At 38.7% G+C, this 21,898-nt stretch carries 20 protein-coding genes and 2 pseudogenes; 11 read left to right on the forward strand and 11 right to left on the reverse strand.

Going from position 1 to position 21,898, the window contains the following annotated elements; genetic code table 11:
- Positions 1-14 precede the first annotated feature (14 nt).
- The 7 genes and pseudogenes from NSU02_RS01755 to NSU02_RS01785 all read left to right on the forward strand — a co-directional run bounded on the left by NSU02_RS01755 (position 15) and on the right by NSU02_RS01785 (position 9,650).
- Positions 15-905 (forward strand): MetQ/NlpA family ABC transporter substrate-binding protein, encoded by an 891-nt coding sequence (locus tag NSU02_RS01755; protein WP_063386546.1) that lies wholly within the window; start codon positions 15-17, stop codon positions 903-905.
- Positions 906-1,013: 108 nt separating this feature from the next.
- Positions 1,014-2,384 (forward strand): LLM class flavin-dependent oxidoreductase, encoded by a 1,371-nt coding sequence (locus tag NSU02_RS01760; RefSeq protein WP_327873205.1) that lies wholly within the window; start codon positions 1,014-1,016, stop codon positions 2,382-2,384.
- A 48-nt stretch (positions 2,385-2,432) separates the two neighbouring features.
- Positions 2,433-3,425 (forward strand): aldo/keto reductase, encoded by a 993-nt coding sequence (locus NSU02_RS01765; RefSeq protein WP_327873204.1) that lies wholly within the window; start codon positions 2,433-2,435, stop codon positions 3,423-3,425.
- A gap of 359 nt (positions 3,426-3,784) precedes the next feature.
- Complete coding sequence (locus NSU02_RS01770) at positions 3,785-5,044, forward strand: acyl-CoA dehydrogenase family protein (protein WP_130157489.1); 1,260 nt, start codon at positions 3,785-3,787, stop codon at positions 5,042-5,044.
- A 42-nt stretch (positions 5,045-5,086) separates the two neighbouring features.
- Positions 5,087-6,301 carry an acyl-CoA dehydrogenase family protein gene (locus NSU02_RS01775; RefSeq protein WP_063388388.1) on the forward strand — a complete coding sequence of 405 codons (1,215 nt, stop codon included), beginning with the start codon at positions 5,087-5,089 and terminating at the stop codon, positions 6,299-6,301.
- 605 nt (positions 6,302-6,906) lie between these two features.
- Complete coding sequence (locus NSU02_RS01780) at positions 6,907-7,929, forward strand: LLM class flavin-dependent oxidoreductase (protein WP_339193979.1); 1,023 nt, start codon at positions 6,907-6,909, stop codon at positions 7,927-7,929.
- 603 nt (positions 7,930-8,532) lie between these two features.
- Positions 8,533-9,650 (forward strand): annotated as a pseudogene (locus NSU02_RS01785) (IS3 family transposase).
- Between the two features lie 242 nt (positions 9,651-9,892).
- Here NSU02_RS01785 and NSU02_RS01790 read toward each other — a convergent pair.
- Both NSU02_RS01790 and NSU02_RS01795 read right to left on the reverse strand, forming a co-directional pair.
- The gene (locus tag NSU02_RS01790; protein WP_339193981.1) at positions 9,893-10,015 is read right to left on the reverse strand and encodes a hypothetical protein; all 123 of its coding nucleotides are present in this window, start codon (positions 10,013-10,015) and stop codon (positions 9,893-9,895) included.
- Between the two features lie 88 nt (positions 10,016-10,103).
- Positions 10,104-10,967, reverse strand: coding sequence for a LysR family transcriptional regulator (locus NSU02_RS01795; RefSeq protein ID WP_339193983.1), 864 nt, complete (start codon positions 10,965-10,967; stop codon positions 10,104-10,106).
- A gap of 169 nt (positions 10,968-11,136) precedes the next feature.
- Here NSU02_RS01795 and NSU02_RS01800 point away from each other — a divergent pair, with 169 nt between their 5' ends.
- From NSU02_RS01800 to NSU02_RS01815, 4 genes are all read left to right on the forward strand, one after another.
- Positions 11,137-12,306, forward strand: a complete 1,170-nt coding sequence (locus NSU02_RS01800; RefSeq protein ID WP_339193984.1) for a PrpF domain-containing protein — start codon at positions 11,137-11,139, stop codon at positions 12,304-12,306.
- 143 nt (positions 12,307-12,449) lie between these two features.
- The gene (locus NSU02_RS01805; RefSeq protein WP_339193986.1) at positions 12,450-13,751 is read left to right on the forward strand and encodes a citrate:proton symporter; all 1,302 of its coding nucleotides are present in this window, start codon (positions 12,450-12,452) and stop codon (positions 13,749-13,751) included.
- A gap of 323 nt (positions 13,752-14,074) precedes the next feature.
- Positions 14,075-14,329 carry a biotin/lipoyl-containing protein gene (locus NSU02_RS01810; protein WP_339193988.1) on the forward strand — a complete coding sequence of 85 codons (255 nt, stop codon included), beginning with the start codon at positions 14,075-14,077 and terminating at the stop codon, positions 14,327-14,329.
- A gap of 150 nt (positions 14,330-14,479) precedes the next feature.
- Complete coding sequence (locus tag NSU02_RS01815) at positions 14,480-14,725, forward strand: hypothetical protein (RefSeq protein ID WP_339193990.1); 246 nt, start codon at positions 14,480-14,482, stop codon at positions 14,723-14,725.
- A gap of 293 nt (positions 14,726-15,018) precedes the next feature.
- Here the strand turns inward: NSU02_RS01815 and NSU02_RS01820 are convergent.
- The 9 genes and pseudogenes from NSU02_RS01820 to dmpG form a co-directional block, all read right to left on the reverse strand.
- Positions 15,019-15,243, reverse strand: a pseudogene (locus NSU02_RS01820) (SDR family oxidoreductase); the annotation flags it as partial.
- Entirely contained in the window at positions 15,135-15,410 is a 276-nt protein-coding gene (locus NSU02_RS01825; RefSeq protein WP_339193992.1) for a transposase, read from the reverse strand. The pseudogene NSU02_RS01820 and the gene NSU02_RS01825, both read right to left, overlap by 109 nt.
- Positions 15,411-15,774: 364 nt before the next feature.
- Positions 15,775-17,079 carry a TRAP transporter large permease gene (locus NSU02_RS01830; RefSeq protein ID WP_339193994.1) on the reverse strand — a complete coding sequence of 435 codons (1,305 nt, stop codon included), beginning with the start codon at positions 17,077-17,079 and terminating at the stop codon, positions 15,775-15,777.
- Positions 17,076-17,648 (reverse strand): TRAP transporter small permease, encoded by a 573-nt coding sequence (locus tag NSU02_RS01835; protein WP_339193996.1) that lies wholly within the window; start codon positions 17,646-17,648, stop codon positions 17,076-17,078. Before NSU02_RS01835 ends, NSU02_RS01830 begins: the two co-directional genes overlap by 4 nt.
- Positions 17,649-17,755: 107 nt before the next feature.
- Entirely contained in the window at positions 17,756-18,844 is a 1,089-nt protein-coding gene (locus tag NSU02_RS01840) for a TRAP transporter substrate-binding protein (protein WP_339193998.1), read from the reverse strand.
- A gap of 132 nt (positions 18,845-18,976) precedes the next feature.
- Entirely contained in the window at positions 18,977-19,810 is an 834-nt protein-coding gene (locus tag NSU02_RS01845; RefSeq protein WP_339194000.1) for an extradiol ring-cleavage dioxygenase, read from the reverse strand.
- Positions 19,811-19,832: 22 nt separating this feature from the next.
- A complete protein-coding gene (locus NSU02_RS01850) occupies positions 19,833-20,024 on the reverse strand; it encodes a 4-oxalocrotonate tautomerase (protein WP_063388385.1) in 192 nt (63 codons plus the stop codon).
- 42 nt (positions 20,025-20,066) lie between these two features.
- Positions 20,067-20,852 (reverse strand): fumarylacetoacetate hydrolase family protein, encoded by a 786-nt coding sequence (locus NSU02_RS01855; RefSeq protein WP_339194002.1) that lies wholly within the window; start codon positions 20,850-20,852, stop codon positions 20,067-20,069.
- A 14-nt stretch (positions 20,853-20,866) separates the two neighbouring features.
- On the reverse strand, positions 20,867-21,892 hold the full coding sequence (gene dmpG, locus NSU02_RS01860) for a 4-hydroxy-2-oxovalerate aldolase (protein WP_232515727.1): 1,026 nt from the start codon (positions 21,890-21,892) through the stop codon (positions 20,867-20,869).
- Between the last annotated feature and the right edge of the window lie 6 nt (positions 21,893-21,898).

Raw genomic sequence — 21,898 nt, forward strand, 5'->3', positions numbered from 1 at the left:
GGGATTATTATTTTATGAAAATCAAACTATTCCATTTACTAGTTACAATTTTGGTGATTGGCCTCCTGGCGGGCTGCAACAGCAATTCAGCATCTGGGGATAAAAAAGAAAAAGTCGTTACTGTTAAGGTGGGGATTACCGGATCAGATGGACAGTATTGGGACATCATTAAGAAAAAAGCGTTAGAAAAAAATATTAAGGTAGAATATGTCGAATTTTCCGATTATGTGCTGCCAAATACTGCACTTGTCAATGGCGAGGTAGATGTGAACGCCTTCCAGCATCTTGCATTTTTAAGCCAATTTATCGCGGAAAATAATGTGAATATTGTGCCGATTGGCTCAACTGTTGTTGCTCCTTTAGGATTGTATTCGGAAAAATATAAAGATGTATCCGAGATCCCAAATGGTTCAAAAATTGCGGTTCCAAATGATCCGGCTAATTTAGGCAGAGGGCTAAAGGTTCTGCAGCAAGCTGGATTAATTGAGTTAAGGGAAGATGTCGGTCTTTATCCAACAGTAAAAGATATCGTTAAAAATCCAAAAAATATTGAAATAGTAGAAGTCGTTGCCCAACAGACTCCTAGAGTACTGCCTGATGTAGCCGCATCAATTATTAATGGCGGAATAGCTGGTCAAGCCGGCTACACTTTAGCAGATGCCATTTTTCATGATGATCCAAACAGCAAAGATACACTGCCGTATGTTAACGTTTTTGCCACTTTAGAAAAGAATAAAGACAATGAGGCATATAAGACCATTGCGGAAATTTATCAGACAGAAGAAGTAGCTAAAGCAGTAGAAGAAGATACGAAGGGTGCAAGCATTGTCACAAAGGTGCCAGTACCAGAACTGCAAAAAGAATTAGATCGCTTAGTTGAAAATATAAAACAAGGCAAAGAATAACATAAGGAAGGAATTGTTTATTTGCGAGCAAGGCTGCATTTGAATTTGGTGACAATCGACTGATAGAATCGGAATTTGTACTTTTGAAAAGATGCTGGAGTGAGAAATATGGCAAAGCAGATAATATTAAATCTTTTTGATATGGCAGGAGCTATGCATAATTCTCACGGATTATGGAAGCATCCTCAAAATAAACGTCATCTTTATTATAATGATCTACATTATTGGATTGAGTTAGGAAAATTGTTGGAAAAAGGGAAGTTTGACACCATTTTTTTTGCAGATGTAGCCGGAGTGTATGATGTCTATCAAAATAGTAAAGATGCTGCGATTCGAGACGGCGTTCAAGTTCCGCTAAATGATCCGGCCTTTATTGTACCAGCGGTGGCAGCTGTTACAGAGCATTTGTCATTTGTAGTAACGGTCAGCACAACGTATGAACATCCGTTTTCAAATGCACGTCGTTTCTCCACATTAGATCACTTTACAAACGGCAGAATTGGCTGGAATGTTGTCACCTCATATTTGCCAAATGCTGCGCAAAACTACGGCCATAAAGAAATTGTTAAACATGACGAGCGTTATGATATTGCCGATGAATTTATGGAGGTTTCCTATAAGCTTTGGGAAGGCAGCTGGGAGGAGCATGCGTTTGTTGGCGATGCGGAAAATGAAATTTTATTTGATCCCGAAAAGGTTCATGAAATAAACCATAATGGGCGATATTTCAGCGTAAAAGGCCCGCATTTAACATATCCTTCTGCACAGCGGACACCTGTTATTTTTCAGGCAGGTTCTTCTGAACGCGGCAGAGATTTCGCCGCCAAGCATGCAGAGTGTGTGTTTGTTGGCGGGTCGACGCCCGAAAAATTAAGATTTTATATTCAAGATATTAAAGAACGGGCTGAAAAATACGGACGGAATCCTGAAAATATTAAAGCATTTACGTTTTTAAATGTCATTGTGGCAGAAACGACAGAAGAAGCTGAATTAAAATATGAGGAATACAATCGATTGTGGAGTGCTGAAGCGGCAAAAGCTCAATATAGCGGTTCAACAGGCTATGATTTATCTAAATATGAAGATAAAGACGCTTTTTTTGAATATAAGCATACGGAACATGGTCAGTCTCGAGCTGCTTCATTAACGAAAGATGCGCCAAGAAAATTAACTGTTCGAGAAGTGTTAAACAAGTTTGAAACGATCGGAAGGAGTAATGTATTAGTCGGCAATCCCGTTGAAATAGCTGACAGCATTCAATTCCAGATCGAACAAACTGGAATCGACGGGTATAATCTTGCACATCTTATAACGCCTGGAAGCATTGAAGAGTTCATTCATTTCGTTGTTCCGGAGCTGCAAAAACGTGGAATCTATAAAAAAGAATACGAGAAAGGAACACTGAGGGAGAAGCTGTTTGGTACAGGGAAAAAGCTGCTGCCAGATGATCATACAGGCGCAAAATATCGGAATTTTTAACAATTTTAAAGTTTGCTTCTCCTTCAGCTCATAATGTTGGAGGTAATAATGGAATTTCGTACAGTTGGAAGGACAGGCATTCATGTTTCAAATTTATGCTTTGGAACAATGTCATTCGGCGGCATTGCAGATGAAGAAACTTCCATTATAATGTATAAGCAATGTCGAGAAGCCGGGATAAACTTTTTTGATACAGCGAATGTTTATAATGATGGACGTGCTGAAGAAATTCTTGGAAAATGTATTGCCGGTCATCGAGATGAGATTGTTTTAACCTCTAAAGCAGGCTTGCCTACAGGCAAAGATTTAAATAGCGGCGGTTTATCGAGAAGAAATCTTTTTTTATCAGTTGAACAAAGTTTAAAAAGATTGGGCACTGATCGGATTGAATTTTATTTTGTTCATCTGTTTGACGAGTATACAGATATTGAAGAAATCGTTAGAGCTTTAGATGATTTACAAAAACAAGGGAAGATTTTATTCCCCGCTGTAAGTAACTGGGCTGCCTGGCAAATTGCAAAAGCTCTAGGAATATCTGAAAGAAAACAGCTAGCACGATTTGAGTTAATTCAACCGATGTATAATCTCGTAAAACGGCAAGCGGAGGTAGAAATTTTTCCGTTAGCTCAATCAGAGCAATTAGGTGCCATAACTTACAGTCCGCTCGGCGGAGGCTTATTAACCGGAAAATATAACAGTACAAACAAGCCGGAGCAAGGAAGATTAGTAGAACAAAAGAATTATGAGAAAAGATATAGTCATCAGTATTATTTTACTGTTGCACATCAATTTACGGAGCTGGCGAAACAATTTGGATATCATCCTGCTTCTTTAGCAGTTTCATGGGTATTACATCATCCTGCTGTAACTGCTCCAATTATAGGAGCGCGTAATCCGGAACAACTGGCCCTATCGATTGCTGGGGCAGAAATCCCTTTAACTGCCAGTGAAAGAGAACAGATATCCGCATTGTCAGATGAGCCTCCATTACCAACGGATCATAGTCCAGATGAGGATTTATTTAGCAAATATAGAAAGTAATCCAGAGGAAACGGTGCTAGTGTTTTAAAAATCTAGCATAAGAATCGATTTCACACTTTGACAAATTTGAAATCAGAGAATGGTTATGCTGTCTTTTCCTTTAATGGCAATTTGTGAAAAGCTGTTGGAGCAATCTTTTCTTACGGGATGGTGGACTTAAGTATTCTAATGATGAACATCAGAGCTTGGTAAATGGACATCCATTTCCTGAATCAAAACAATCGTGGTGTAAGCTGCGGTGTAAAACAAACGGATTGATGAAACAGTTGAACGTTTGAACTTTCACATTATTTTTTGCGGTAATACGCGAAAAAGATGTGGTTGGTAAATTTAAAAAACAAAACAGGAGTGTTTGATGAATGTCAAGCCAAAAACCATTAAATCAAAGGATTAACTTCAAAAATAAAGATGAATCAAATTCTCTAACTTTTACCAGCCCAGTAAAAGTTGATTCACCAGAATTAGAATACTTAATTGCTGCAATTGCAGAAGATGCTGAAAAACGCAGAAGTACTGGGAGTAAAGATCATCCATATTATGCCTTTGATTTAATCCGAAAATCTCGATTGGGTGCATTGCGATTACCTGTTGAACTTGGCGGCAGCGGTGCAAATATTCGTGATCTTTTTCAAATTTTAATACGTTTAGCGGAAGCTGATCCAGATGTCGCACACAGCCTTCGTTCACACTTTTCCCAAGTGGAGAAATTTTTGCTGCTTACGGATGAAAAACTCCGTGAAAAGTGGCTGCAAAGAGTAGCCAATGGAGAAATCATCGGCAATGCTTCTGCTGAAATTTCATCCAATAATGCTGGAAATTTGGTTTTTGAAACAACTTTATCACCGGATGGTGAAGGCTTCCTATTGAATGGCAAAAAATACTTTAGTACCGGCACACTGTATGCAGACTGGGTAGTTGTTACGGCATCAACTCATGAAGGAAGGCCTGCATCGGTAATAATTCCGACAAATCGTGAAGGTGTCATCATTGAAGATGACTGGGACGGCATCGGACAAAAATGGACAGGAAGCGGTACTACACGTCTTCACAATGTGTATGTCAATCAAGATGAAATAACATATATTGATGGCTCCAAAACGCCTTTCAACTCTTTTCTGCAGCTCTATTTGCATGGAGTGATAGCGGGCATCTTGCGGAATGTGGTGACAGACGCTAAAGCTTTAGTTCATGGAAGATCACGGACATTCAGTTTTGCTGCTGCGGATACACCTCGACAAGATCCGCAACTGCAGCATGTCATTGGACAGCTCTCAAGCAGCGCGTTTACCGCAGAAACTATTGTCCTAGCTGCCGCAGATGCAATTGATGCTGCTCTGAATTCAGCAGTTAATGGAGTGATCGATTATTCTCTGAGCCATGAAGCTTCCCTGCGAGCTGCACAGGCCAAGGTTATTATAGATCAACTTGCCTTACAGGCCTCGACGCTTCTTTTCGAGGTTGGAGGGGCATCCGCAACGAGACAATCAAAACATCTTGACCGTCACTGGCGTAATATTCGCACTCTTGCTTCACATAATCCAACAGTTTACAAAGCTAGAGCTATTGGCGACTACGTCGTGAACAGTACAGATCTTCCAATAAGAGAGGTTTACTTTTAAGGATGTTTTAAAAATTTTATATATAAAAAGGAGTGTTTAAAAATGAGTAACTATGAAACAATTAACAAAAAGTATTCAAGAGCATTTATTGAGGAAATTAGGGAGAAAGTTAAGCCAATTATTGAAGAAGTCATTAAACCAAGCGCTGAACGAATTGACAAGAGTGGGGAGTTCCCGCGTGAAAGTTTGTTAGCCCTTGCGAAAGAAGGATGGAATTCAGTAACATTTTCTGAAAAATGGGGAGGATTAGATTTAGGATATTTAGGATTTTCCATCGTGGCTGAAGAAATCGGGAAAGTTGATGCGTCAACAGCTTTAGTATATGCTATGCATGTTGGAGCAGCACAAGTAATTGTTTTATATGGAAACGATGATCAAAAGAAACGGTGGCTGCTCCCTATCAGAGATGGTGCGATCGGAACCTTTGCTGTTAGTGAAAAAGCTACAAGAGGTCATGTATGGTTTAGCTTAAGCCAGGCTGAGCGCGATGGCAGCGATTATATCATTAATGCTGAAAAATCCTTTACGACAAGCGGAGGCCAAGCAGATTTTTATATTTTGCAAACGAGAACCCCTGATTCTGACGACCCTAGTAACATTAGCTTCTTTATCGTTGACGGCCATAATGACGGTATAGTTGCAAAGCCATGGAATGCATTAGGTGTAAGAGGAAGCCACAGTGGTCCAATTACGTTTAACAATATAAAAGTAAGCGGCCGCGATCTAGTGGGATACGAAGGGTTAGGAAGAGAAATCATGGATGAAGGCGCAAACCCTATTTATATACTGGGTATTGCATCTGTTTGGCTCGGTGTTGCCCAAGGTGCACTAGAACTGGCTGTTAAACATGTTAAGAACGCAGTTAACAAAGGATTTAATAATAGTTTGGCTGACCATCAAGTCATTCGTGAAAAATTGGCAGAAGTGAAAATAAGAATTGCAGGTTTAAAAGCATGGCAGATAGATTTAGCAAGACATTATGATGAATTGCTGGCAGAAGGGCAACCTATAAGCTCATTGGCATCCGAAGTCATAGAATTTAAAGTGAAAGCATCCGAAACAGCAGATTTTGCTGCACGAATTGCGATGGATGTAGCGGGCGGTTATGGCTATATTGAAGGACCTTTTGAACGGCTTTACCGCGATGCCCGGGCAGGAATCCCAATGGCTCCATCTAATAATATCGCCCGCGACCAAGTGGCAAAAATTTTATTAGAATTGCCGTTGAATCTTTGGAATGAGAATGAAAGAAAATAAACCAAACCAGCAATGCATTTTTATTTGGAGTCTGAAATCTGTAAGAACTTTACTGCCTATTTAGGATAATGATGAATAGATGAGTCGGTAGGTCAATTGTCTGTAACGCTGTTAGAATAATTATGAATTAATGAATAAATGACCAATTGCTCAAAAAATCTGTTGTTTTTTACAATGTTTTAAAGACTTATTCTGCCAAACTTTAAAAACTCTAGATATAACCATTTCGATGAACTATATGAATAAGCCTCACACTTCTTTTTTATAGTAGGTGTGAGGTTTTATTTTGTGAAAAAAAGAGGACATTCGCAATTTTAAGTGGCTGATCATTTACAAGGAGAGTTTTGCTTGTCAGGGAAGCGTATAACAAACAACATTTCAACTTTAAAACAGAAGAAGCATTGGAAAACTGAAAGCGCGAGACTTAAAAGTGTTTTTTCAACGTTTATGGGAAAAGACAGATTTTCACGTTAGACGTCAATGAACCATAAAAAATCACAAAGCATTTTTCACTGTGAGAAGTTGTGTGGCAGGCAAATTCCTTGTAATACCATTGAACAGTTTTTTACAATCCTTATAAGGAGAGTTTAAAAGGAGTTGAAAAAATGACGAATTCTCAGAAAAAAAGACTGGAAGAGATTGAATTCTCAGTTTTGGATTTGGCTCCTGTTTTATTAGGGAAAACGCCGGCTGACACATTCAAAAACAGTTTAGACCTTGCGCAAAATGTTGAACGATTTGGATATAAACGTTATTGGCTTGCAGAGCACCATAATATGGAGGGCATCGCAAGCTCAGCTACTTCTGTATTAATAGGCTATATTGCAGGAGGTACGAAAACGATTCGTGTAGGATCTGGAGGCGTCATGCTTCCGAACCATGCTCCTCTTGTGATTGCTGAACAATTCGGGACATTAGAGTCGTTGTATCCAGGTCGAATTGATTTAGGGATAGGACGTGCTCCTGGAACAGATCAGGTGACATCCATGGCATTGCGAAGAAATTTACATGGGTCAGTATCAGAATTTCCAAACGACGTCCAAGAACTCATCAATTATTTTGCTCCGAAAGAGAAGCGGAAAGGGTATGTACGCGCAGTTCCTGGTGAGGGATTAAATGTTCCTGTTTGGCTGCTTGGATCAAGTACGTATAGCGCTCAGCTTTCAGCAAAGCTTGGACTTCCTTTTGGGTTTGCAAGCCATTTTGCACCGAATCACTTATATGAAGCACTGAAAATATATCGTGACCAGTTCCAGCCGTCAGAACATTTGAAGGAGCCGTATGCGTTGGCGTGTGTGAATGTCGTGGCAGCAGATACCGATGAAGAGGCGAAGTATCTTGCAACCAGCTTGTATCAAATGTTTTTGGGCGTGATCCGAGGAACTTCTAGATTGTTGCAGCCTCCTGTTGAAAGCATGGATGGAGAGTGGAATGAATTTGAAAAAGAAGCGGTACGCCATCAGCTTTATTTTTCGTTTGTTGGATCTAAGCAAACAATAAAAGAGAAGCTTCAAAAATTTTTGGATGACACTCAGGTAGACGAAATAATGGTTGTTTCATATATATACGACCATTCGGCTCGCGTGCATTCGTACCGTATTTTATCTGAGATAAAGAATGAAATGTAGTTCTTTTATTTTAAATATGTTATTTTCGGCAACTATCATTACTGTTTAACTTTTTCAGTTCGGGAAGAGATCTGAGCAGCGGCAGACTCTTTTTTCAGAAAAGTTTTTTGCATTTTTTTATGTGATCATAAAAGCAACGATGTTTTTGAATTGCGGATGATCGAAACAGGCTATCGGCTTTGAACTGTCCCTGTCAAGTAGACAGTGGAAATAACAAAAATCATCTAAGCGGCTTCGGCCCTAAATTCCATAGGGCTGAGGCCGTTTAAGCGTTTTTGGGTCGATCATGATTATAAAATAGGATGTACTCTTCGATTCCTTGACAAAGCTTTGAATCGGCTACACTTAACTGGACAATAAAATTAAGGTCAAGTAGACTAAACACCAAATTTGGGTATACTGCTTATTAAACATAAAGGATCCGTACTAGAAACTTTACGTGGAGTGGCGGGGATGCTAGCCTTGTCGGCGAGACAGATGAACACATCATCTGACTTCCTGGCTGGGAAAGCATGCCCGCAGAGGCTCCATGTCAAGTTTCGTCGCAAACCCACTGTTTTGGTGGTCTACTTCAACACTACCACAGTTAAGGAGAGTTTAAAAATGAGAAACAGACGAACATTCACTGTAGAATTCAAGGCTCAAATGGTCAAGCTTTATGAAAATGGGAAACCAAGAAAAGATATTATTCGTGAATATGATTTAACGCCTTCAGCCTTGGACAAATGGATCAAACAAAGCCAAACATCCGGTTCATTTAAGGAAAAGGACAATCGTTCTCCAGAAGAAAATGAATTGATCCAGCTTCGAAAAGAAAACAAGCGTTTATTGATGGAGAATGATATTTTAAAGCAAGCCGCGCTGATACTAGGACAAAAGTAAATGTGATCAAGAATAACAGACACAAATACTCGATATCAGCAATGTGCGATGTCCTACAACTTCCAAGAAGCACCTATTATTACGAAGCAAAAGAAAAAAGTAATGCAGAAGATAAACTGACAGCCGCCATTCTGGAAATTTTCCAGAAAAGCCGAAAAAACTATGGTACACGTAAAATCAAACATGAATTAGAGAAGCTTGGTATGATTGCCTCAAGACGAAGAATTGGCAGAATCATGAAAGAAAACGGGCTAGTATCAAATTATACGGTTGCCCAGTTTAAACCTCATGTAGATAAATGCAATGAATCAAAAGTTGAAAATGTGTTAAAACGAGAATTTGATCAACAAAAAGAATGAACAGTTGTGGTTAGTGACTTAACATACGTTAGAGTAGAAAAAAGCTGGCATTACATCTGTTTATTTGTCGATCTTTATAATCGAGAAATTATTGGTCATAGTGCAGGCCCAAACAAAAATGCCCAGCTAGTCTACCAAGCTTTATCGACCGTGAAAGCAGATTTACGGCAAATTCAATGATTCCACACAGACAGAGGCAATGAATTCAAGAACAAGACAATTGATGAAGCTCTAGATACTTTTCAGATTAATCGGTCGTTAAGCATGAAGGGCTGCCCCTATGACAACACAGTAGCTGAAGCAACCTTTAAAATTATCAAAACAGAATTTGTTAAGGGTAGATATTTCGAAAATTTAGACCAATTGAAACTGGAATTAGATGATTATGTTCATTGGTTTAATCATATTAGAATACATGGAACACTTGGGTATTTAAGCCCGGTGGAGTACAAAGAGAAACACCTCAAAAAAATTGTCTAGTTTAGTGTTGACATACCAGCATATGCGTACCGGAAAATGTGACAGATAAGATAAAAAATCTGAAGGACAGTCATGATACGGATCCAGTATCTTGTTCTGACATCAGATCATCTTTGAGATAATGGAATTTGCTTCTTATCTTTCGATTCAATACATACATAATTATCAATTATGTTGTGTCATTGGACGAGTTTATTACTACGATCAACTGAATTCGGGTCAAATTGTCCAGATTATTGCCTTCAGATTGTAGCCACTTGTGAAAATTGGTTATAAGACGTACTAATCCTCAACCGTTTTTCCCGTTTTCCTTTTTCAAGAAGATACGCTCTAAAACCATCGAGTTCTACGTCACTTTTTTTCACCGTTAGGCCCCTCCTTTTCCTACATTTTTTTCACCTATTAGGGGTGGATGTAGCGAAGACCCCCCATTCATTTAATAACAAATGTTCCTCACATTAGTTCCATATTTTTAGTAAAATTAATAAAAGCTTTAATTAAAGGTATTTTTAAGGATTCTTTGCGATAGATTATCCATGAATTTCTCATTATCGGTTCTCCACGTCTAGTTCTCAATTGAATACGATACAAGTCTTCATTGTTACTTAATACAATGGAAGGAATGATCGCATATCCAAGTCCACTTAATACCATCTCTTTACAAGTTTCCATGTTATCTACTTCCATTGTAATAGTCGGCGGTTCGGAGAAATTCTCCTTCCACCAATTATCAAACACATTTTCTAAAGACAAATCTGTTTTGTAAATGATTCTTGGCAAATTTGGCAGTTCATCCAGCGAAATTTCTCTTTTTGATACGATCCAAATATTTTCCGTCATGATTAAATGTTTTTCTTCCGGCCATTTATAATCTCCTCTAATAAAGCCAACATGTACATCCCGCTTATATACGGAATTTACTAATTCCGAACTCCTACTTGAAGTTACTTTGAATTCTACATCGGGATATTTAGCATGGAAATTTTTTAGAATATTAGGAAGTTTATAACGCGCCATACTGCTAGCAGTACCTATCTTTAGAGTACCTGAGATTTTATTTTCCATGCTTAATAAAAACTCTTTTGTTTGTTGCAATTGACGCAACATATCTTTTGCGTATTTTACCAGATACTCGCCTTGTGAGGTAAATTCTACACCTCTTCTTCCTCTGTGTAAAATTGTAATTCCAAACTCCTTCTCTAATTGTTGTATCCGATAACTTAATGATGGCTGCGATACATATAAGATTTCAGCTGTTTTCGTTATATTTTGTTGATCATAAAGAGTTTGTAATAAAACCCAATCTTTTTCTTCCATATACACCTACCCCCACAAACGATTCTTGCATACTATTTTATAGGCAATGATCCTTAGGAATCAATTTTTTTTATTGATTTAAATTAAATAAATGTATTTTTCTTATCGCAAAAAACGTGCTAACTTTTATTTATCAGGCGGTATCAGAAACAAAATGGAGGAAGTTCAAATGTATGATTATGGTCAGAACTATAAAATTCCAACTGTTATTATGAGAGGTGGAACTAGCAAAGGATTGATATTAAGAAGGGTGGATCTCCCTTCAAATCAAATTTTGCGAGATGAAGTAATTTTAAGAATTTATGGTAGTCCTGACCCCAATCAGATTGATGGACTCGGAGGCGGGACATCTTTATCCAGCAAACTTGCAATTGTAGGTCCTCCATCACATCCTAAGGCCCATATTGATTATACATTTGGCCAGGTTAGCCTTGAAAAAAAGTTCATCGATTATAACGTTACTTGCGGTAATTTCGTGACAGCTGTCGCCCTTTATGCAGCAGAAGAAGGTTATGTTCCTTTAAAGGATCCTGTAACATACGTCAATATATACAATACAAATACGAAAAAAATAATTGTTGCGGAAATACCGGTTAAAAACGGACAAATACAATATAATGGTGATTTTGTAATTGATGGAGTTCCAGGTTCGTCATCTAGAATTATGATAAACTTTTTAGATTCCTGGGGAACTTTTACAGGAAAAACATTACCGACAAGTAACCCAATAGACACTGTACGGTTAATGGATGGACGTAAATTTGAAGTAAGTATTGTTGATTGTGTCAACGTAGTGGTTATGGTGAAGGCGCAAGATTTTGGGCTTCAAGGTATTGAACTTAATAATGAGATTAATGCAAATAGAGAGCTTTTACATGTATTAGAAGAAATTCGAATAGAATCTGGTATCATGATTGGGCTCATCAAGGAAGAAGATAGAGAGAACATTAATCAAACTACTCATGCACTCCCGAAGATTGCCATGGTATCTGCGCCAAGTGAGTATATGACAAATGACCATAAGTTTATAAAAAAAGAAGAAATCGATATTGTTGCGCGTTATATTTCAATGGGATCATTGCATAGAGCTTATGCTGTTAGTGGAGCAATTGCTCTTTCTGCTGCATCAAAAATTCCAGGGACCATCCCAAATCAGCTCGTTTCTTCAGTGGGATCTGGTATTAGGATCGGACACCCTTCAGGAGTTTTATATGTTGAAACAACAGTTGAGAGGGAGGGAGACAATTGGATTGTCTCCAGAGCTGCTATCGGAAGGACAGCAAGAAGGTTGATGGAAGGTTACGCTTATATTCCAGTATCTGTTTTACAAAAAAGTTAAGAAACGCACACGAAAATGTGTGTGTTTCTTAACTAAGGTATAAATTCACTGTGTTTTTGAATGCAACTTCTTTTAAGAATTAAATACCCAAAAACTTTTTATCGCATTTTGAAAGCGTTACTAAAAGAAGGGGGGCAATTGTTATGTTACTTATTTTAGGTATTACAATGATTTTAGTCTTCACGTTTTTAATTATGTCAAAACGTATGTCACCAATCGCAGCATTGACACTTATACCAATTATATTTGCAGTAATCGGTGGTTTTGGTAAAGATGTTGGATCAATGATGTTAGAAGGAATTAAGCTGGTGGCATCTTCAGCTGCTTTATTGCTATTTGCAATTTTATTTTTTGGTATTTTGATAGATGCAGGTTTATTTGATCCACTTATTAAGAGAATATTGAAAATTGTTAAAGGAGACCCTGTAAAAATCGCTATAGGAACATCAATCCTCTCGTTGATTGTAGCTCTGGATGGCGATGGAACTACTACTTATATGATCACTGTTTCAGCTATGCTGCCTCTTTATAAAAGAATTGGTATGAATCCACTAGTATTAGCAACCGTTTCTATGCTGTCATTAAGTATTATGAGTAGCATGACCCCTTGGGGAGGACCAGCTACACGGGCAATTGCTGTTTTGGGACTTGATGGAACAGAATTCTTTGTCCCCCTTCTTCCAACAATGGTTGGGGGTGCTTTATGGGTAATTTTCACAGCTTTTATTTTAGGAAAAAAAGAACGTAAAAGAATAGGAGTTGTAGATATACAATATTCGTTAGTAAATGCGGAATTAACTTCGGCACAAGAACAAATGGATATAAAGCGTCCAAAACTATTGTGGGTAAATTTCTTCTTAGTTGTATCCATTATGATCATTCTCGTAATGGAATTGTTGCCATCGCCTGTTTTATTTCTGGTTGGTTTCGTAATAGCCTTGACAATTAACTATCCCAACCTAGAAGAGCAAAAGGAACGTATATTTGCACATGCAGGAAATGCTTTAACAGTAGTTGTATTGGTTTTTGCAGCTGGCGTCTTCTCTGGAATTTTATCTGGTACCAAAATGGTTGATGCAATTGCTAAAACTTTAGTTGCAATTATTCCGGAATCTTTAGGTCCATTTTTCCCTACAATTGTAGCTATTACGAGTATGCCATTTACGTTTGTATTATCGAACGATGCGTATTATTTCGGGGTCCTTCCTATCCTTGCTAAGGCGGCTACTTCTTATGGAATTGATCCTGTAGAAATTGCTCGAGCTTCTATATTAGGACAACCTGTACATTTTATGAGCCCACTTGTGGCTTCAACCATTTTATTAGTAGGCATGGTTGGTACAGATATTGGAGAATTTCAGCGATTTACTTACAAATGGGCTATTTTGACATCATTAGTTATCACAGGTTTAGCGCTAATGACAGGAGCTCTTTCACTTATGTAAAATTCTTTTATTTATTAATAGTTTAAATTAAAAATTATAAATAGTAAAGACAAAGTCGATCTGCGCTCGATTTCGCAGAACTTGTTGAGATGTCTTTGTTCTATTATTAGGATTCCGAAAATTTTGCGAAGGAACCGGTTAAAAAGGCATGGCAATTGCACTTATCCAATTGGCAGCGAACTTACCGGAATCCGGAACTGGCGCTCTTGGCCGAGTGGAATGAGCACATTGAGCTACTCCACATTTTGTGTGAGCCTTAACTCTATGCGGTTGTGAATAGCAAGCATAATGTCCGTAACCAAACAATAAAAGGGGTGTAACGGGTGAGAGTACGTTATGAGATGATAAGCCCATGTCATGGAATCATTGTAAGTGTACAGAGTAGTAAGTTCTCCTATATCTATGAAGGGGAAAGTGTCTGTTTAATAAAAACAGAGAGCGATGTCGTTGAGATTACGGCCGATTGCAGTGGATGGATTGAAACACTTCATGTAAAACCGGGTGAGGTGGTCGCACCAGGGAGGGTGTTGGCCACTTTAGCAGAAAATGTTTCGTCTCTCCATTCAGGAAGTGATTGAACGAACGTATATTTTTTAATTTGGCTCTGGTCAAGGTATGAATATGAACATTACGATGGTTCAGCTTAGTGAGGGGAAATAAATCCCTTAAAATCCACACCCAGACTATTATTAAAGCATTGAATCATTTATAACCGATTCGAGCCACTGATGGAAGATGTCTATTATACGTTGAATCAAAAAGATGACTGGTTAGCAAGTTCGTTTAGTATTTTGGCAGATGGCATTGGCGGATGGGGTCTGGCGGGGATAGGCGCGGCTACGTTGTGCGGGGTCTGGATGGGGCCGGACAGGTTAGGTAAGGAAAAAAACAAAAAGAAGGAAGCGCGTATCCTCCTTCTTTTTTTCATACAGCTGCGTGACGCCATGCCGTCTGTCATCATCAATCAACTATAAAAAAGTAAGAGGCGGCTGTACGCCTCGTAGAGCGATTATTTAAGGTCGGCAAAGGGTAAGATACCCCCTCAAACGTACACATCATGATGTCCTTGTCCACCTGGATCGATTACACTTATCTTGACAAAAAAATAAGGTCATTTAAAACAAGGTCGGTTAAACTGACTGAAACCGGATAACGAGAATCAAAATGTTACTGTTGAGTCCAAAATTTTTTGCTCCCATCATCCTTCTTGCATGTTAGTACAAAAAGTACGATTGCCGCTGTTGGTTAATAAAAGAGACTATTAATCTTAATTAAATACAATACCGCCATCAATTATAACAGATTGACCTGTCATATAATCAGAATCCGAAGAAGCCAAATAAGAAACGAAATTTGCTACGTCTTCAGGCTCTTGTGTACAGCCTAACGCAATGCCTTCTGCAAATTTTTTAAATGCTTCACCTTTTTGCAAGCCCATATATTTAACCATAGCTGCATCAATCCGATCCCACATGCTGGTTCCGACAATACCAGAACTTGTCCATCTTTTTGTACTAAATCGATGATTCGTTTATTTAGCAGTTCAAAATGGGGGCGATTATGCAAAATTTCCCCCTCAAAAATACAAGAACGTGCAGCGTTATAAATCACCATATAACTTTTTCCCATACTGACATCAAAAGCAATGACGCTTTTCATATACATTCCTCCTGATTTTTATGTAGAAGTCTTCACTTCACCTTATCGATTCCCTTTTCTTATACACGATCTCAAGGATCCAACATACTGAAACCGATTCTTATAAGGGCAGTGAAGTAGGCCAGTTTTTCACTACGAACTCAAGGTTCTGGGGCTGTCACGACCTATTCTCCACTTCTACTATAAAAAAATAGTAGCACAGACCATGGCCGTGGTCTGTGCTACTAATCTTAGTATGTTTTTATATTTTAGAAACGTTGATATATCGATGTTTATGATTTTTTGTTTTCAATAGGGATTTGACTTTCTGGACAGCCTCACAAAATTTTAGTATGATGCGATTTTAGGAGAATTAAGGATCTTTTTATTTGATGAAACTAGGCAAAAACGTTGCGATTTCAGGAAATATTACAAGTATAATAGTGAAAATGATCATAGTAATGATAGCGGGTGTAACTCCTTTAAAAATTTTTTCGATTGGTACATCTTTCACAATTCCACTAATGATGTAAACGCTTAATCCTAAAGGAGGTGTCAAAACGCCAATATTTAAGACCATTACCATAATAATGCCAAACCAGAGCCCATCAAAGCCCAATTGGGTTACAATTGGATAAACGATAGGTAAAGTTAATACCATAATGGCTATTCCTTCTAAAAACATACCTAAGAAGAAATAGACAATTAAGATTAAGGACATGATTAAATAAGGTGATACATCTAACGAACCTACTAAAGATGTTAAAGTCATTGGAATTTGGCTGAGTGCTAGAAATTTTCCAAACAACGATGCGCCAATTAATATTAAGAAAAGCATAGCTGTTAATCGAAGGGTTTCGTCTAATGATGATTTTAAAGCGGCCCAGCTTAGTTTTTTTGAAAGCAAAGTGATTGCGAAGGCTCCCATAGCGCCGATTCCACCAGCTTCGCTAGGGGTAAACACGCCAAAATATATTCCGCCAATACTCAATATGAAAACTAATAAAAATGGCCAAATGCTTTTTAAAGAGCGGAGTTTTTCGCTTAGGTTTGCTTTCTGTTCTTTTCTTGGTGCGATAGAAGGATTTAGTCTCACTTGAATGTTAATCATGAGCATAAACAACAATGTCAAGAGGATCCCAGGTACAAGCCCTCCAATTAGTAATGGGCCGATTGGTTCAGATGTAAGGGCGCCGTACAATATTAATATAACGCTTGGTGGAATAAGAATCCCTAATGTTCCGCCAGCTGCAACCGCTGCGGTCGAGAAGGTTGTTTTATACTGATAACGTTTCATTTCTGGAATGGCAATTTTCGCTAATGTAGCGGTTGTTGCATTGCTCGATCCTGATATTGCTGCAAAAATGGAACTGGCACCGATGGTTGCTATAGCTAATCCGCCGCGAAAATGCCCAAGCCATTTATCGACGGCATTAAAAAGGTCTTTTCCAAGTCCTGTATTAGACATGAACATTCCCATTAAAATAAACAGCGGAATGACACTTAAACTATAATTATTTACTTGACCAAAAGCTGATGTCCCAAGCTGAGAGAGTCCAACCTCCCAACCTGACAATATACATATTCCTATAAACCCGACGAGAAATAACGATAAACCTACTGACACGCGCAATAAGATCAGTATTATTAACACGATAATTCCAATTAATCCTGTCATTTCTGGGCTCATGATTTCACCACCTTGATGAGAGATTTCAAAAGGTCAAGCAAAAATGTCAGCATAAAACAAAATGATCCGATAGCAGTAGTAAATACAAAAATGTATAAAGGTAATCCGAGATCGCCGCTTGTTTCATTACCTAATAAAATTCTGTTCCCGTATTGAAATAATTGCCAAGTTGTTAAAGCAATAAGAATAAATAAAATCAACGAGCTAATGGCATAAAGCACATGTTGTAGTGTTGCTGGCATTTTGTTTGTCAGAAAGTCGATTTCGATATGTTCTTTTTTCAATTGCGTCATACCTAAGCTGAAGAAAATAATGATTGCCAGAGACAAGCCAGTAATTTCATAAGTTCCGGTAATCGGTTTGTTGAAAAAATATCTTCCAATTACATCGACTGTTGTTAAAATCATGAGAAAAAACAACAAAATGCTGGAAATGGAGTGTAAGATATTATTCAACTTGTAAATCAGTCGATCTAACTTTTCAACCCAGTCGCTTTTTACAGACATAGGTTGTTCATGTGAAATTTCAGAGTCGACTGTGACAAGATTGCCTTTTTCTTCTGCGTTCATTCATTTTTCCCCCATAATAATTAATTGGATAAATATAATACCTGTGCACGTGTTTTGCTCAATTGAAAGTCTGTCATTCTATTCGTACACAGGTATTTCAAGTAAAATTAATTTCCTTTAATTAGTTCTACAGCCCGATCATAAATCTTTTGACTGTCAATTCCTTTATCTTTTACATCTGAAAGCCATTTTTTTGTGACAACTTCAGATGCTTTTTTAAACTTTTCCAATTCGCTGTCTGGCAGAGTAATAAATTCGGTACCTTTCTCTTTTGCTTCTTTTTCTGCAAGAGCTCTTTGGTTATCGAAGGCTTTACCTGATTTTTCAGCCATTGGAATACCAAGCAGCTCTTTCTCAATGAGTTTTTGGTCTTCCGGCGAAATTTTATTCCAGCTGTTCTTGTTCATGGCAACGTAATAAATGCTCGTATTGAAATTTCCAATAGTGACGTAATCAACTACATCAAATAAGTTGAAATCTTTAATTGCTGCAACAGGAAGTACACCGCCATCAATAACTCCTTTTTGCATTGCATCGTAAATTTCAGGTGCAGGCAGTGAGACAGGTGTAGCTCCCCAAGATTTGATCATTTCGCCAGCTTCTACAGAAGGCGTTCTCAGCTTCAAACCTTTTACGTCTTCAAAACTGCGGACCGCTTTTCCTTTTGTGATGATCGCATATGGATCAGCAGCATGTACCCATAACAGCTTTACATCAGAATATTCTTTTTGAATTTCTGGAAACTCATCATATAACTTTTGCGCAACAACACTTAATTCTGCACCACTTTTTCCGTCTGGAAGGAACGGCAATTGCAATACTGAATGGACAGGGAATTTACCTGCATTATACCCTTGTAAGCCCCATCCTGCGTCCATAATACCTGTGACAATATTATCGTATGTTTCTTTAGGTCCGCCTAATGCTCCGCCTGGATAAATTTTGAATTTCACTCGATTATTGGTTAATTTTGCAACTTCCTCACTGAAAGGTCTCATAGAATCTTTATCCTGTACGTGGTCAGGTGAGTTCATATGCCCCATCTTGAATTCAATTGATTTCCCTCCAGACTCGCCGGGTCCTTTAGATTCGTCAGACCCACCGGCGGAATTGGATGAACATCCGGAAAATATTAGCATGGCCAAAAGAACAAAAATGAAAAAGAACGAATATTTTTTTGCAGTGTGTTTCAACATCTTCCCCCCCTATAAACAGTAAACGCTTACAAATCAGAAAGTTTTAAATATTTTTGCATCAATAAACATATTATTTGATCATTTTTTATAAAACGATATCGTTTTTCTTATATATGAAACAATTGATAATTTTTAGTTCTTAACTTTTGGGGCTGCCGGCTGACTTACTTTCTCAAATGTGATCAGTGCGTTCCAGCTGCCGGAAGATTGGCCGTCTGCCCAATATTTCGGTTGGTCATCGTCTTCAAGCATGCTTAATAGCATGGCGAGATGTCTTCCGCCTGATTCTACCTTTGCCAGACGGGCGTATTGAGGAAGCATTTGATAGGCTGCATCATATTCTTTGTTTAATATATAACTAATGAATTGTTTATCTAGTGCATGTTCTGAAGCGGTCGGTTTATTGTGTCTGCCGCGGACTAAATTGTGGGAAAGTGCGCCGCTTGAAACAAATACAATTTTCTTTTCGCTTTCTTTTAATACTTTTGCAATCAGCTGTCCCCATTTATACGTTTCATCTAAATTGGCAGCCAACGTCACGGACAAATTCACAACAGGTATGTCTTCATTCGGCACAAGGTATCTAAGAGGCACAACCGTTCCGTAATCCCAAACATAGTAAGGGTCTTCTATTCCTACAACTTGCAGTCCAGCATCTTGACCGATTTTTACTAGTTCATCACCAAGCTGTTTATCTCCGGGATATTCATATGGAACATCACGAATTAAATCAGGACATTCAAAAGCGGTTAAAATGCCCTTATGGACAGGAGTGCAATCAACATAATGGAAAAAAGTCGACGGCCAATGGCAGGAAACAAGAACGATGGCATCCGGTTTTAAATCATAAATTGTCTTTGACATCTTTTGCATCTCAATGGCCATATTCTTTTGAAAGTCGGGGACTTGGTCAAAATGGCACATGCTTGGCACATGAGGCGCTAACAAAGCCAGCTCAATCGTCATAGCTACTTCTCCTCCTTTAAAATTATTTTCTTACTTCAGATGCGGGTTTGCCCGCAATTCCCCAATGGGTTTTTGGCACCTCTGTCACTAAAACGCGGATGTTTTCTTTTGGTGAATCGAGCGTTTCCGATACAGTATTTGTTACATTTTGAATTAACTCCTTTATTTTCTCTGGCGGCCTGCCCTCCATGATTTGAATAGTAACAAAAGGCATGTCATCCCTCCTATCAGGTAAGAAATTTTTTTCTTTCGCTATTTAAACAACATGGAAGCTTACTTCGCCCAATCCGTCAATTTTTCCTGTGACATAGTCGCCTTTGTTTATCAAGACGGCGCTCGTGATTCCTCCTGTTAGAATGACATCACCTGCACGCAGCTTTTGTCCTTTTCGTGATAACATATTGGCAAGCAGAGCGACGGAATGGGCAGGATGGCCAAGCACAGCGGCTCCGGCTCCTAACTCTTTTATTTCGCCGTTTATGGAAAGAGTCGATCCAACTAAATCAAGTTCTAATCCTTCCGGCTTTTTAAAAGACGTTCCGAATACAACCCGGGATGTTGACGCATTGTCAGCGATTACATCAGGAAGCGTAAAATCAAAATTTTCATATCGGCTGTCGATGATCTCAAGAGCCGGCATCACGTATTCTGTTTTCGCAAGCACCTGTGCACCATTGACACCAGGTCCTTCAATATCTTCTTTTAATACAAAAGCGATTTCCGCCTCCACTTTTGGGTGGATTAAGTCATGAAAAGGCAATGCTCCGCCGTTATTGATCACCATATAATCGAATACATAGCCGTAAATAGGCTCATTGACCTTCATTTGCTTCATCTTAGCAAAACTTGTCAAACCCATTTTTGGACCGATGATACGGTGACCTTCATTTATTTTCATATTGACAATCTCTTGTTGAATGGCGTAGGCTTCTTCGACGGACAAATCCGGTTTTAATGAGGCCGTTACCTTTTTTGCTTCACGTTTTTCCTTTTCCGCTGTTACTAAGTAGTCAGCAATTTTTTTTATATCTGCGCCAGCCATTTGCTGCATCCTCCTTAAGTATGTGCCGTTTGTTTTTGTTTTGAAATTTCAGCAGCTACATCAATAATCATATCCTCTTGACCGCCAACAACCTTTCTTTTGCCAAGCTCAACTAATATGTCGCGCGAATCAATTCCGAATTTTTTGCTGGCAGCTTGTGCATGCAACAGGAAGCTTGAATATACTCCAGCATATCCGAGTATTAGTCCATCTTTTGTAATTTCTTGCGGCTTTTCCAAAATGGGGGCTACTATGTTTTCGGCTACGTCCATAATTTTGTATAAATCGATTCCGGTGTTGATTCCTAAACGGTTGAGCACCGCGATTAATACTTCCGTTTGAGTGTTGCCTGCACCGGCGCCTAAGCAGCGGATGCTTCCGTCAATCCGCGTCGCTCCTTCTTCAATGGCTGCTAATGTATTGGCCATTGCTAGGGAAAGATTGTTATGGCCATGGAATCCGATTTCAATTGACAAGCTGTTTTTTAAAGCTTGAATCCTTTCTTTTACTTCATGCGGTAGAAAAGCGCCAGCTGAATCGACAACGTATACAACATCAGCTCCATAGCTCTCCATAAGCTTTGCTTGCTCAACCAGTTTTTCTGTTGGAACCATATGGGCCATCATCAAAAAACCGACAGTTTCCAATCCTAATTCTTTTGCGAAAGCAATATGCTGTGCTGAAATATCCGCTTCTGTTACATGAGTGGCGATTCTCGCCATTTTTACCCCCAGCTGTGCAGCTTGTTTTAATTCTTTCATTGTCCCGATTCCCGGCAAAAGCAAAACAGCAATTTTGGCATTCGTGACAGTAGATACAGCGGCTTCGATCAATTCCATTTCATTTGTTAAAGAAAGTCCGTATTGCAGAGATGAGCCACCTAAACCGTCTCCGTGCGAAACTTCAATATAAGGTACATTGGCATCATCCAACCCTTTTGCGACGGCTACGACTTGATCCACAGTATATTGATGTCGAATCGCGTGGCTGCCGTCTCTTAAAGCGACTTCAGTAATCAGTATGTTACGTTCTCCCACGATATTCAC

It is taken from the genome of Aeribacillus sp. FSL W8-0870, assembly GCF_037963755.1.
Lineage (GTDB): Bacteria > Bacillota > Bacilli > Bacillales > Aeribacillaceae > Aeribacillus > Aeribacillus composti.

Bases quoted from the DNA above. Each gene is read 5' to 3' on its own strand.
- NSU02_RS01755 (WP_063386546.1), top strand. From the start codon at position 15: ATGAAAATCAAACTATTCCATTTACTAGTTACAATTTTGGTGATTGGC.
- NSU02_RS01760 (WP_327873205.1), top strand. From the start codon at position 1,014: ATGGCAAAGCAGATAATATTAAATCTTTTTGATATGGCAGGAGCTATG.
- NSU02_RS01765 (WP_327873204.1), top strand. From the start codon at position 2,433: ATGGAATTTCGTACAGTTGGAAGGACAGGCATTCATGTTTCAAATTTA.
- NSU02_RS01770 (WP_130157489.1), top strand. From the start codon at position 3,785: ATGTCAAGCCAAAAACCATTAAATCAAAGGATTAACTTCAAAAATAAA.
- NSU02_RS01775 (WP_063388388.1), top strand. From the start codon at position 5,087: ATGAGTAACTATGAAACAATTAACAAAAAGTATTCAAGAGCATTTATT.
- NSU02_RS01780 (WP_339193979.1), top strand. From the start codon at position 6,907: ATGACGAATTCTCAGAAAAAAAGACTGGAAGAGATTGAATTCTCAGTT.
- NSU02_RS01795 (WP_339193983.1), bottom strand. From the start codon at position 10,967: ATGGAAGAAAAAGATTGGGTTTTATTACAAACTCTTTATGATCAACAA.
- NSU02_RS01800 (WP_339193984.1), top strand. From the start codon at position 11,137: ATGTATGATTATGGTCAGAACTATAAAATTCCAACTGTTATTATGAGA.
- NSU02_RS01805 (WP_339193986.1), top strand. From the start codon at position 12,450: ATGTTACTTATTTTAGGTATTACAATGATTTTAGTCTTCACGTTTTTA.
- NSU02_RS01815 (WP_339193990.1), top strand. From the start codon at position 14,480: ATGGAAGATGTCTATTATACGTTGAATCAAAAAGATGACTGGTTAGCA.
- NSU02_RS01825 (WP_339193992.1), bottom strand. From the start codon at position 15,410: ATGAAAAGCGTCATTGCTTTTGATGTCAGTATGGGAAAAAGTTATATG.
- NSU02_RS01830 (WP_339193994.1), bottom strand. From the start codon at position 17,079: ATGAGCCCAGAAATGACAGGATTAATTGGAATTATCGTGTTAATAATA.
- NSU02_RS01835 (WP_339193996.1), bottom strand. From the start codon at position 17,648: ATGAACGCAGAAGAAAAAGGCAATCTTGTCACAGTCGACTCTGAAATT.
- NSU02_RS01840 (WP_339193998.1), bottom strand. From the start codon at position 18,844: ATGTTGAAACACACTGCAAAAAAATATTCGTTCTTTTTCATTTTTGTT.
- NSU02_RS01845 (WP_339194000.1), bottom strand. From the start codon at position 19,810: ATGACGATTGAGCTGGCTTTGTTAGCGCCTCATGTGCCAAGCATGTGC.
- NSU02_RS01850 (WP_063388385.1), bottom strand. From the start codon at position 20,024: ATGCCTTTTGTTACTATTCAAATCATGGAGGGCAGGCCGCCAGAGAAA.
- NSU02_RS01855 (WP_339194002.1), bottom strand. From the start codon at position 20,852: ATGGCTGGCGCAGATATAAAAAAAATTGCTGACTACTTAGTAACAGCG.